We start from the raw sequence: 12,376 nt of genomic DNA, 5'->3' as shown, positions 1-12,376 counted from the left end.
CCGGCCGTACGCGCCCCGGGCGGCGACCCAGGCGACCCTACGACAACTTGCTTTCCACGGACACCCGCCGGTGCCCGATTTTCACCAGTTGGCCATCCCCCGTTGAACGACGGTGGTGTCCCGGATACTTGCCGTACGCGATCACGTTCGGCACGCCGGCCGACGACTGCTCCAGGGGGCCCCGGGTGCCGTTCACTCTCAGCCATGCCGCCGCCGTACTGCCCGCCGTGCGCGGCGACGGGACCGGGCGCGGACGCCTGGTGCCGGCGGTGCTCGTGGCGGGGTCCTTCTCCCCCGACCTCACCTACTACGCGGCGAGCGCGGTGCCGGACGCGATGGAGTTCGGCGAGTTCACCCACTCCTTCACCGGTGTGTTCACCGTCGACGTGCTCTTCTCCTGGGCGCTCGTGGGGCTGTGGGTGCTGATACGGGAGCCGCTCGTGGCCCTCCTCCCACGCGCCCGGCAGGGACGCGTGGCCACCGTGCTGCGCTGCGGGACGCCACGCGCGCGTGCCGGCGTTTCCGTCGCGGCCCGCTGGTACGGCTGCGCCGTGCTCGGCGCGCTCACGCATGTCGTCTGGGACGCGTTCACCCACCACGACCGCTGGGGGACGCGGCTGATCCCCGCGATCGGCCGGAACGTCGCGGGCGTGCCGTTGTACACCCTGCTCCAGTACGGCAGTTCGGCGGTGGGTGCGGCCGTGCTCGCCGTGTTCGTGGTCCGCGCGGTACGGCGGGCACCGGCCGGGGAGCCGGTGGGCGTACCGCTGCTGTCGGTACGGGACCGGTGGTGGGCCGCTGCCGGGATCGGCGGCTGCGCCCTGGTCGCGGCGGTGCAGCGGGCGACCCGGTGGTGGGCCTATTGGGGGGCTACGGCCAAGCCCTGGGAGCTGCTGCCCACGGTGCTGTTCGGAGCGGGCGCGGGGCTGCTGCTAGGGGTGCTGGGGTACGCCGTGGTGGTCAGGGTGTGGCGTCCGGTTCCGGTGGCCGGCGGCGTGCGGCGGAGCCCGTCGGCCGTTCGGTGAGGGTCGCCACGAACACGGTCATGGTGCGGGGGCGGCGGGGGCCGGGGAGCGCGGTGAGGAGCAGCGCGAGGTAGCTGCGGACGAGGTCGAGCCACTGGCGCAGGCCGGGGCGGCGGGCACGGAGCCGGCGCCGCAGACGGGTGACCGCCCGGCGCACGGTGACGGCGAGGTCGGTGGGGATGCGGGCGGAGCTGGCGCCGGCGGCTTGGGCCGGGGCCGACGGGGACGCCGTGACCTGAGCGGAGGCCGAGGCGGAACGGGCCTTGGCCGGAGGCCTGCTCTGGGGCGTCCGGCGGTGAACCATACGTATACCCATGGCGGCATCCTTGCCGGTGGCGAGGGCGGGGGCGTTCTGGCGGGGTCCAGGTGAGTGATGGGGGCGATGGCCTCCTTTCCCGCCACGACGACGCGCACCCACTATGGCGTGGTCCGGCGGTGCCGCACCGGTCGTGACCCGCCGGTTCGGCACCGCCGGGAACCGGCGTGGTGGCTGAGCGCCGTTGCGGCGGGCAGAAGGGACGGACAGCGGCCAGTGGCCGGAGCGAGCAGGAGGGCGCCCCCACCGGGGTCGGGGAGCGGCGCCCTTGGCCGACCACTTCGTCACACGCGCCGTCTGCCGACCTCCGCGCCACCCGCCCCCCTGTCGCCCTCCGCGCCACCCGCCGCCCCCTGCCGGCTGGCGCCGCAGGCTAGTGCGCTGCCGACTCCCAGTCCGGGCCCACGCCCACCGAGACGTCCAGCGGGGCCCTGAGGCGGACCGCGTCGGACATCTGCTCGCGGAGGATGGACTCGACCTCCGCGCGCTCGCCGGGCGCGACCTCCAGGACGATTTCGTCGTGGACCTGGAGGAGCATGCGGGACTTCAGGTCCGCCTCGCGCAGCGCGCCGTCCACCCGGAGCATGGCGATCTTGACGATGTCCGCCGCGGTGCCCTGGATGGGTGCGTTGAGGGCCATCCGCTCGGCCGCCTCGCGGCGCTGGCGGTTGTCGCTGTTGAGGTCGGGGAGGTAGCGGCGGCGGCCGAAGAGGGTCGCCGTGTACCCGGTGGCACGGGCCTCGTCGACGACACGGCGCAGATAGTCGCGGACCCCGCCGAAGCGCTCGAAGTACGTGTCCATCAGGCCCCGCGCCTCGCCGGCGTCGATGTTCAGCTGCTGGGAGAGGCCGAAGGCCGACAGACCGTACGCGAGGCCGTACGACATCGCCTTGATCTTGCGGCGCATCTCCGCGTCGACGGACGAACGGTCGACGTCGAACACCTGGGAGGCGACCGTGTTGTGCAGGTCCTCGCCGGAGGTGAACGCTTCGATCAGGCCCTCGTCCTCGGAGAGGTGGGCCATCACACGCAGTTCGATCTGGCTGTAGTCGGCGGTCATCAGGGACTCGAAGCCCTCGCCCACCACGAAGCCCCGGCGGATCGCCCGGCCCTCGTCGGTGCGGACCGGGATGTTCTGGAGGTTGGGGTCCGTGGAGGAGAGACGGCCGGTCGCGGCGACCGTCTGGTTGAACGTGGTGTGGATACGGCCGTCGGCGGCGACGGTCTTGATCAGGCCCTCGACGGTCACGCGCAGCTTGGCCTGCTCACGGTGCCGGAGCATGATCACCGGCAGTTCGTTCTCGGTCTGGCCGGCGAGCCAGGCGAGCGCGTCGGCGTCGGTGGTGTAACCCGTCTTGGTCTTCTTCGTCTTGGGGAGCGCCAGTTCGCCGAAGAGTACCTCCTGGAGCTGCTTGGGCGAGCCCAGGTTGAACTCGTGTCCGGCAGCCGCGTGCGCCTCCTTCACGGCCTGCTGGACCGCGCCCGCGAACATCTGCTCCATCGCCTCAAGGTGCGCGCGGTCGGCCGCGATGCCGTACCGCTCCATCCGGGCGAGGAGGACGGAGGTCGGCAGCTCCATGTCGCGCAGGAGGTCCGCCGCGCCGACCTCCTGGAGCCGCTCCTCGAAGGCCCCGCCGAGGTCGAGGATCGCACGGGCCTGGATCATCAGGGCCTCGGCCTCGGCGCCGTCGTCCGCGCCGAAGGCCAGCTGCCCGTCGGCCGCCGCCGCGGGGGCCAGCTCGCGGCCCAGGTACTCCAGGGACAGCGCGTCCAGGTCGAAGGAGCGGCGGCCGGGCTTGACCAGGTACGCGGCGAGGGCCGTGTCCATGGTGACGCCCTCGATGGTCCAGCCGTGCTCGGCGAAGACCCGCATCGCGCCCTTGGCGTTGTGGAAGACCTTCGGCTTCGCGGCGTCGGTGAGCCAGGCCGCCCACGCGTTCTCGTCGGCCTCGTCGAGCTCGGCCGGGTCGAACCAGGCGGCCGGGCCGTCGGCCGTGGCGAGGGCGACCTCGGCGACCGAGCCGGTGCCGAGCGCCCAGGTGTCGACGGTGGCGATGCCCAGCGGCTGCTCCGTGCCGTGCTCGGCGAGCCAGCCGGCCAGCTCACCGGTGCCGAGGACGGTGGCGTCGACCTCCACACCCGCCTCGGCGACCGGCGTGGACTCGGCCTCCTCGGCGCCGGGGTCGACGGCGTAGAGACGCTCGCGCAGCGACGGGTTGCGGATCTCCAGGGTGTCCAGGATCATCGCGACGTTCTTGCGGTCGTACGGCGCGCGCTCCAGGTCGGTGACCGTCCTCGGCAGCTCCACGCCGCGCTCCAGCTCGGTGAGCCGGCGGTTGAGCTTGACCGACTCCAGGTGGTCGCGGAGGTTCTGGCCGGCCTTGCCCTTCACCTCGTCGACGCGCTCCACCAGCTCGGCGAAGGAACCGAACTGGTTGATCCACTTCGCCGCGGTCTTCTCGCCGACGCCCGGGATGCCGGGCAGGTTGTCGGACGGGTCGCCGCGCAGGGCCGCGAAGTCGGGGTACTGGGCGGGCGTCAAGCCGTACTTCTCGAGAACCTTCTCCGGGGTGAACCGGGTCAGCTCGGAGACACCCTTGGTCGGGTAGAGGACCGTGGTGCGCTCGGTGACCAGCTGGAAGGAGTCCCGGTCGCCGGTGACGATCAGGACGTCGAAGCCCTCCGCCTCGGCCTGGGTGGCGAGGGTGGCGATGATGTCGTCGGCCTCGAAGCCCTCGACGGCGAAGCGCTGCGCGTGCATCGCGTCGAGCAGCTCGCCGATCAGCTCGACCTGGCCCTTGAACTCGTCCGGGGTCTTGGAGCGGTTCGCCTTGTACTCGGTGAACTCCTCGGAGCGCCAGGTCTTGCGGGAGACGTCGAACGCCACCGCGAAGTGTGTGGGCGCCTCGTCACGCAGGGTGTTGGCCAGCATCGACGCGAAGCCGTAGATCGCGTTCGTCGGCTGGCCCGTCGCGGTCGTGAAGTTCTCCGCGGGCAGCGCGAAGAACGCGCGGTAGGCCAGCGAGTGCCCGTCCATGAGCATCAGCCGGGGACGGGTCCCGCCGGGGGTCTTGTCGGTCTTCTTCGATGCTGTCTCTGCCACGCCTCCGATCCTGCCACGCCGCACTGACACGCCGCGCTCCGCGAGGGCCGACGGTTCGGGTCCCGGCCGGTCGGACACCGTCGGCAAGGCATCACGAAGGCGACGGAGCCGACAAGGCAGGCACGACAAGCGAGGTGAGATAAAAGAGATGAAAAACACATTTACGGCAGAGGGTCATGAGAGGCGCGTAAGTGAGATGAGCGGCAGCACGATCCACGGGATCCGACGGGACACGGCACGCAGAGCAGCCGACGGAGACAGGAACGGCAAGGCGGGCCGGGTAGTTGGGTAGAGGTGGGGGGGCGGACGAAGGGGACAGAGGGCCGCGGCCGCCGCAGGCACTCGTGCCGTTCTCCCCCGTCCGCCTTCCTCGGTCGTCGTCGGTGACGCGTGCGAGGATCGATGCACAGGGCAGTGGTGCCGGCGTAGAGGGAGAACGAGCGATGGCCACAAAGCCGCCCAGCGGGGACCCGGTTCAGGACGCGCCGCGGGTCGCGGAGCCGAAACACGCGGCCGCCGGGCTGCCGGCCATCGGGCACACCCTGCGCATCGCCCAGCAGCAGATGGGAGTGAAGCGCACCGCGCTGACGCTGCTGCGGGTCAACCAGAAGGACGGCTTCGACTGCCCCGGCTGCGCCTGGCCGGAGCCGGAACACCGGCACACCGCCGAGTTCTGCGAGAACGGCGCCAAGGCCGTGGCCGAGGAGGCCACCCTGCGCCGGGTCACACCTGAGTTCTTCGCCTCGCACTCCGTCGCCGACCTGCACCACCGCAGCGGCTACTGGCTCGGCCAGCAGGGGCGGCTCACCACCCCCATGTATCTGTCCGAGGGCGCCGAGCACTACGAGCCGGTCAGCTGGGAGCGCGCCTTCGACATCATCGGCGAGGAGATCACCGCCCTCGGCTCCCCCGACGAGGCCGTCTTCTACACCTCGGGGCGGACCAGCAACGAGGCCGCGTTCCTGTACCAGCTGTTCGCGCGCGAGCTCGGCACCAACAACCTGCCGGACTGCTCCAACATGTGCCACGAGTCGTCCGGCTCGGCGCTGAACGAGACGATCGGCATCGGCAAGGGCAGCGTCCACCTGGAGGACCTCTACAAGGCCGACCTGATCATCGTCGCCGGGCAGAACCCGGGCACGAACCACCCCCGGATGCTCTCCGCCCTGGAGAAGGCCAAGGCCAACGGCGCGAAGATCATCAGCGTCAACCCGCTCCCCGAGGCCGGTCTGGGGCGGTTCAAGAACCCGCAGACCCCCCAGGGCATGCTCAGGGGCGCCGCGCTCACGGACCTGTTCCTGCAGATCCGCATCGGCGGCGACCAGGCCCTGTTCCGGCTCCTGAACAAGCTGGTCCTGGAGACGGACGGCGCGGTCGACGAGGAGTTCGTGCGCGAACACACCCACGGGTACGAAGAGTTCGCGAAGGCCGCCCGCGCCGCCGACTGGGACGAGACGCTGGCCGCGACCGGCCTCACCCGCGACCGGATCGAGGAGGCCCTGCGCATGGTGCTCGCCTCCCAGCGCACCATCGTCTGCTGGGCCATGGGCCTCACCCAGCACAAGCACTCGGTCCCGACGATCCGGGAGGTCGTCAACTTCCTTCTGCTGCGCGGCAACATCGGCCGCGCGGGCGCGGGCGTCTGCCCGGTCCGCGGCCACTCGAACGTGCAGGGCGACCGCACGATGGGCATCTTCGAACGCCCGGCACCGGCCTTCCTCGACGCCCTGGAGAGGGAGTTCGGCTTCGCGCCCCCGCGCGCGCACGGCTTCGACGTCGTCCGGGCGATCCGGGCGCTGCGCGACGGCGAGGCGAAGGTCTTCTTCGCGATGGGCGGCAACTTCGTCTCCGCCACCCCCGACACCGAGGTCACCGAGGCGGCGATGCGGCGCGCGCGGCTGACCGTGCACGTGTCTACGAAGCTCAACCGCTCACATGTCGTCACGGGCGCGCGGGCGCTGATCCTGCCGACGCTCGGCCGGACCGAGCGCGATCTCCAGGACGGCGGCGAGCAGTTCGTCACCGTCGAGGACTCCATGGGCATGGTGCATGCCTCGCGCGGCCGACTGGAGCCCGCGAGCCCGCAGTTGCTGTCGGAGCCGGCGATCGTGTGCCGGCTCGCGCGCCGGGTGCTCGGTACGAACAGCCGCACGCCGTGGGAGGAGTTCGAGAAGGACTACGCGACGATCCGCGACCGTGTCGCGCGGGTGATCCCCGGCTTCGAGGACTTCAACGCACGCGTGGCGCACCCGGGCGGCTTCACACTCCCGCACGCCCCGCGCGACGAGCGCCGCTTCCCGACGGCCACCGGCAAGGCGAACTTCACGGCGGCGCCGGTCGAGTACCCCGAACTGCCCGAGGGCCGGCTGCTGTTGCAGACGCTGCGCTCGCACGACCAGTACAACACCACGATCTACGGGCTGGACGACCGCTACCGGGGCATCAGGAACGGCCGCCGGGTGGTCCTGGTGAACCCGGAGGACGCGCGGGCGCTGGGCGTGGCCGACGGGGCGTACGTGGACCTGGTGAGCGAGTGGAAGGACGGTGTGGAGCGCCGGGCGCCGGGCTTCCGGGTCGTGCACTACCCGACGGCCCGGGGCTGTGCGGCCGCGTACTACCCGGAGACCAATGTGCTGGTGCCGCTGGACGCCACCGCGGACACCAGCAACACCCCCGCCAGCAAGTCCGTGGTGATCCGTCTGGAGAGCGGCGCACAGCACCCGGCACCCGCCGTCTGACCATCCGCCCGGCCCGTCTGGAAGAATCGGCTACCGACTGAGCGTTTGCTCAGTGGAAGACGGTTGTACGACGAACGGAGCCGGTCCATGGGCGAGCAGCAGCGCGTGAAGTTCCCGCAGGAGGTCATCGAGGAGTACGCCGCGCTCGGGGTCGACCTGCCCGCCCTGTTCTCGGCGGGCCACCTCGGCGCGCGGATGGGCGTACAGATCCTGGAGGCCTCCGTGGACCGGGTGGTCGGCACCATGCCGGTGGAGGGCAACACCCAGCCGTACGGGCTGCTGCACGGCGGCGCCAGCGCGGTGCTGGCGGAGACCCTGGGTTCGGTCGGCTCGATGCTGCACGGCGGCAGCTCGAAGATCGCGGTCGGCGTCGACCTGAACTGCACGCATCACCGCGGAGTCCGCTCCGGCCTGGTCACCGGCGTGGCCACGCCGGTGCACCGGGGGCGCTCGACGGCGACGTACGAAATCGTGATCAGCGACGAGGAGGGCCGCCGGGTCTGCACGGCCCGACTGACCTGCCTGCTGCGGGACGTTCGCAACGGCGACGAGATCCACGTCCAGGGCAGCAACACCTGACGCACCCCGGCGGGGCCCTCGGACCCCGCCCGGCCGTCACCCCCGGACGCCGGCGTCGCGTCGGCCGGAACTCTCACCTCTTCTCACCTCTTCCCCCTGCGCCCCGCATGGAAATGCGAAGAAGTTCCGAAGGCTTGACTTTCTTTCCTATGCGTAACTCTACGTAATACGCGCGCAATACAGATTCGCCGCTCCACTCGGTTCCCTCGGTGCAAGCGGCTCTCATCGCGCCCCGAAAGTCGCCCACAGCAACGGCACGCGTCATGCCCAAAACCGTTGAGACACCTGAACCGATACAGGGTGAGTCCTGCAGGTTCTCAGAATCCGGACTGGGCGAATCGGGCTTAATTCCTTCTTTCCCACCCACGTTGTACCGCTCTGCATTACCTCGTGTCATAACAAGAGCGTCACAGCCTTGGTCAAGCACTCCTCCACGTTCCTCACCCGCGCTTAGAGTCACGGCCAGTCACCGCTCCATGGGGAGTTCGGTACCGGCGCGGCACTCGTCGTTCCCTACAAGGGGGCGCACTGCCCACGGAAAGGATCGATTGTGCGACAGCGTTCTCTGGTGATTCTTACCTCCGTTCTGACCACCGGAGCCCTGACCCTCACCGCCTGCGGCTCCCGCGACAACGGCAGCAAGAGCGGCGACAGCGGCAACGTGACGGTCACGATCGGCGTCGACGCCCCGCTGACCGGCGCGAACTCGGCCACAGGGCTCGGCATCCAGTACGGCGCCCAGATCGCCGTCGACGACGCGAACAAGAACAAGACGGTCCCGGGCGTCACCTTCAAGATCAAGGCGCTGGACGACAAGGCGGTTCCGGCCACCGGCCAGCAGAACGCCACCCAGCTCGTCTCGGACAAGACCGTGCTCGGCGTCGTCGGCCCGCTCAACTCCGGTGTGGCCACGCAGATGCAGCAGGTCTTCGCCACCGCCAACCTGGTGGAGATCTCGCCGTCCAACACCAACCCCGAGCTGACGATGGGCAAGAACTGGCAGACCAGCCCGTCCCGTCCGTTCAAGACGTACTTCCGCACCGCGACCACCGACGCCCTCCAGGGCGCCTACGCGGCGGACTACGCCTTCAACGTCGCCAAGAAGAAGAAGGCCTTCGTCGTCGACGACAAGCAGACCTACGGTGCGGGTCTGTCGAAGATCTTCTCGGAGCAGTTCGTCAAGCAGGGCGGCAAGGTCATCGGCAGCGACCACGTCAACACCGGTGACCGTGACTTCTCGACCCTGGTCACGAAGATCAAGGCCTCGGGCGCAGACATCCTGTACTACGGCGGCCAGTACGACGAGTCCCAGGTGCTGACCAAGCAGCTCAAGGACGCGGGCGCCAAGATCCCGCTGTTCGGCGGCGACGGCATGTTCACCCCGACCTACATCAAGACCGCCGGCACGGCGTCCGAGGGCGACCTGGTGACGTCGATCGGTGTCCCGGTCGACACCCTCCCCGCCGCCAAGGACTTCGTGGCCACCTACAAGGCCAAGAAGTACCCCGGTGACTACGGCACCTACGGCTCGTACTCCTACGACGCCACCACCGCGATCATCAAGGCCGTCGGCACCGTCGTGAAGGACGGCAAGATCCCCACCGACGCCCGCTCCCAGATCGTCAGCGCCGTCCAGAGCACCTCCTTCGACGGCATCTCCGGCAAGATCGCGTTCGACCAGTACGGCGACACCACGAACAAGCAGCTGACCGTCTACAAGGTCGTCAGCGGTGCCTGGAAGTCCGTCCAGAGCGGCGTGGCCAACCCGAAGTAACCAACCCAAGCACATCGCTTCACCAGGGCCGCGCGGCACAGACCACCGTCACCGCGCGGCCCGCCCTCTACCGCCCCCCTGACTCTCCCCACCACATGGAGGCCATGCGGTGAACACCCTGCCGCAGCAGCTGGCCAACGGGCTGTTCCTCGGCTCGATGTACGGTCTGATCGCCATCGGCTACACGATGGTGTACGGCATCGTCCAGCTCATCAACTTCGCCCACGGCGAGATCTTCATGACCGGAGGCTTCGGCGCCCTCACGGTCTACCTTCTCCTGCCGGACGGCATATCCATGTGGGTAGCCCTGCCGGCGATGCTCATCGGCGGCGCCCTGGCCTCCGTCCTCATCGCCGTCGGCGCCGAACGCTTCGCCTACCGCCCCTTGCGCGGCGCACCACGCCTCGCCCCGCTGATCACCGCGATCGGCCTGTCGCTCGCGCTCCAGCAGGCGGTCTTCAACTGGTACCACGTCGACGGCGACGCCAAGACCGCCCGGGTCTTCCCGCAACTGCCGTTCGGGCCGCTGCACATCGGCTCCGTGACCGTGCAGAGCGGTGACATCTTCCTGATCATCGCCGCGCCGCTGTGCATGGCGATCCTCGCCCTGTTCGTCCGGCTCTCCCGCACCGGCCGCGCCATGCAGGCCACCGCCCAGGACCCGGACACCGCGCAGCTGATGGGCATCGACACCAACCGCATCATCGTCATCGCCTTCGCGATCGGCGGCTTCTTCGCGGCGGTGGCCGGTGTCTCGTACGGCCTCAAGTACGGCTCCGTCTCCTACGACATGGGCTTCATCGCCGGTCTGAAGGCGTTCACCGCGGCCGTCCTCGGCGGCATCGGCAACATCTACGGCGCCATGCTCGGCGGCCTCGTCCTCGGTATCGCCGAGGCCATGGCGACCGCCTACATCGCCAACGTCCCCGGCATGCAGCAGCTCGGCGGTGGCGGCTGGTCCTCCGTGTGGGCCTTCGTCCTGCTGATCCTCGTACTTCTCTTCAGACCACAGGGTCTGCTCGGCGAACGCGTCGCGGACAGGGCGTGAGCAGCATGACCGACACCATCACCAACTCCCCGGCGGCGACGGAGCGCGGGCCGGTCCCGCTGCCCCGGTCCCTCGCCCGGCTGCTCATCGTCGTGGGCGCCCTTGGCACCATCGCCAGCACCTTCCTCAGCTGGACCTGGACGTCCGACTTCCCCGGCGACCTGACCGTCTACGGCTACCCGGCCGGCCTGCAGATCCTCGCCCTCGTGGGCGGCGCCCTCACCCTGCTGTTCGGGCTCACCCTGTGGGACATCAAGTGGCTGCGCTGGCTGAACCCGGCGAACGCCACCTCCCCGGTCTTCCTGACGGCCCTGTCGGCGTTCGCCGTCTGCTGGTTCACCGGCATCGCCATCGCCGTCGACCTCGGCGGCCTGGTCAACCTCGACCCCGGCGCCTACGTGGCGATGGCGGCCTCCGCGCTGCCCGTCGTCGGCGCCCTCGCCCTGCCCCACCCGGCGCCGGGCACCGGCATCCGCGGCTACCTGACCAAGCCCCAACTGCCCGCTCCCGGCAAGGCGTCGCCGCTCATCGAGCGCATCGTCATCACGGTCGGCGTCGCGCTCGCCCTGCTGGCCTTCACCTACGGCATCGGCATTGACAACGACGCGAGCGAGACCTTCATCGGCTACCTGCTGCTGCTCGTCTTCGCCGCCTGGGGCCTCATGCACACCGGCCTCGTCGACCGCTTCGCGACCACCGCGGCCCACCACAAGGGGTTCGCCTCGGCGCTCGCCTTCGTCGCCGCCGTGATCTTCCCCTTCACCCAGAGCGACGACCACAACGCCAACGTCGGCGTGAACATCCTGATCTTCGCCACCGTCGCCCTCGGCCTGAACATCGTCGTCGGCCTCACCGGTCTGCTCGACCTCGGTTACGTCGCCTTCCTCGGCGTCGGCGCCTACGCGGCCGCCCTGGTCTCCGGCTCGGAGTACTCCCGGTTCTCCGGTGTGCACTTCCCGTTCTGGGCCGCCGCCCTGACCGGCATGGCCGCCTCGCTGGTCTTCGGTGTGCTGATCGGCGCGCCGACCCTGCGGCTGCGCGGCGACTACCTGGCCATCGTCACCCTCGGCTTCGGTGAGATCTTCCGCATCACCGTCAACAACCTCGACGGCACCTCGGGTCCGAACATCACCCGTGGCCCGAACGGCATCACCCAGATCCCGGACCTGGACATCTTCGGGTTCAACCTGGGCGAGTCGCACAACATCCTCGGACACACCCTGGGCCGGTTCGCCAACTACCTGTTCCTGATGCTCATCGTCACGGCGATCGTCGTGCTCGTCTTCACCCGCGCCGCCGACTCCCGTATCGGCCGCTCGTGGATCGCCATCCGCGAGGACGAGACCGCCGCGACCGCCATGGGCATCAACGGCTTCCGCGTCAAGCTGGTCGCCTTCGCCCTCGGCGCCTCCCTCGCGGGCCTCGCCGGCACCGTGATGGCCCACGTCAACTACAGCGTGAACCCGCAGCCGTACCAGTTCGCCGGCGCCGCCCCGCCCAACTCGGCCTTCCTGCTGGCCGCCGTCGTCCTCGGCGGCATGGGCACCGTCAGCGGCCCGCTGCTCGGCGCGAGCGTGCTCTACCTGGTCCCGGAGAAGCTCCAGTTCCTGCAGAACTACGAGCTGTTCGCGTTCGGTATCGCGCTGATCCTGCTGATGCGGTTCCGGCCGGAGGGCATCATCGCCAACCGCCGCCGCCAGCTGGAGTTCCACGAGACCGGCCAGCTCGACGTACCGGCGCAGGCGACGCTGAGCGACGATCCGGCCGTCACCAAGGCAGGGGCGTAAGGAACC

The 12,376-nt window shown here is 69.9% G+C and carries 8 protein-coding genes; 6 read left to right on the top strand and 2 right to left on the bottom strand.

What is annotated here, in order from left to right:
* Positions 1 to 185: 185 nt before the first annotated feature.
* Positions 186 to 1,025, top strand: coding sequence for a DUF4184 family protein (locus ACIRR9_RS10040; protein ID WP_403749472.1), 840 nt, complete (start codon positions 186 to 188; stop codon positions 1,023 to 1,025).
* Here ACIRR9_RS10040 and ACIRR9_RS10035 read toward each other — a convergent pair.
* Together ACIRR9_RS10035 and polA are read right to left on the bottom strand one after the other, a co-directional pair.
* Positions 961 to 1,341 carry a hypothetical protein gene (locus ACIRR9_RS10035; RefSeq protein ID WP_403749471.1) on the bottom strand — a complete coding sequence of 127 codons (381 nt, stop codon included), beginning with the start codon at positions 1,339 to 1,341 and terminating at the stop codon, positions 961 to 963. The genes ACIRR9_RS10040 and ACIRR9_RS10035 overlap by 65 nt on opposite strands.
* Positions 1,342 to 1,714: 373 nt before the next feature.
* A complete protein-coding gene (polA, locus tag ACIRR9_RS10030) occupies positions 1,715 to 4,444 on the bottom strand; it encodes a DNA polymerase I (RefSeq protein WP_403749469.1) in 2,730 nt (909 codons plus the stop codon).
* Between the two features lie 443 nt (positions 4,445 to 4,887).
* Between polA and ACIRR9_RS10025 the strand changes: the two genes are divergently transcribed.
* From ACIRR9_RS10025 to ACIRR9_RS10005, 5 genes are all read left to right on the top strand, one after another.
* Entirely contained in the window at positions 4,888 to 7,182 is a 2,295-nt protein-coding gene (locus ACIRR9_RS10025; RefSeq protein ID WP_403749466.1) for an FdhF/YdeP family oxidoreductase, read from the top strand.
* 87 nt (positions 7,183 to 7,269) lie between these two features.
* Positions 7,270 to 7,761: a hotdog fold thioesterase gene (locus tag ACIRR9_RS10020; protein WP_403254081.1), complete on the top strand. Its 492-nt coding sequence runs from the start codon at positions 7,270 to 7,272 to the stop codon at positions 7,759 to 7,761.
* Positions 7,762 to 8,326: 565 nt separating this feature from the next.
* On the top strand, positions 8,327 to 9,535 hold the full coding sequence (locus ACIRR9_RS10015; RefSeq protein ID WP_403749718.1) for a branched-chain amino acid ABC transporter substrate-binding protein: 1,209 nt from the start codon (positions 8,327 to 8,329) through the stop codon (positions 9,533 to 9,535).
* A 109-nt stretch (positions 9,536 to 9,644) separates the two neighbouring features.
* Entirely contained in the window at positions 9,645 to 10,583 is a 939-nt protein-coding gene (locus ACIRR9_RS10010; RefSeq protein ID WP_403749463.1) for a branched-chain amino acid ABC transporter permease, read from the top strand.
* 5 nt (positions 10,584 to 10,588) lie between these two features.
* Complete coding sequence (locus tag ACIRR9_RS10005) at positions 10,589 to 12,370, top strand: branched-chain amino acid ABC transporter permease (RefSeq protein ID WP_403749462.1); 1,782 nt, start codon at positions 10,589 to 10,591, stop codon at positions 12,368 to 12,370.
* The last annotated feature ends 6 nt before the right edge of the window (positions 12,371 to 12,376 follow it).

This window comes from Streptomyces sp. NPDC101234 (assembly GCF_044767525.1).
In the GTDB taxonomy this organism is placed as follows: Bacteria; Actinomycetota; Actinomycetes; order Streptomycetales; family Streptomycetaceae; genus Streptomyces; species Streptomyces sasae.
This window is presented reverse-complemented; position numbering and strand designations above follow the sequence as displayed.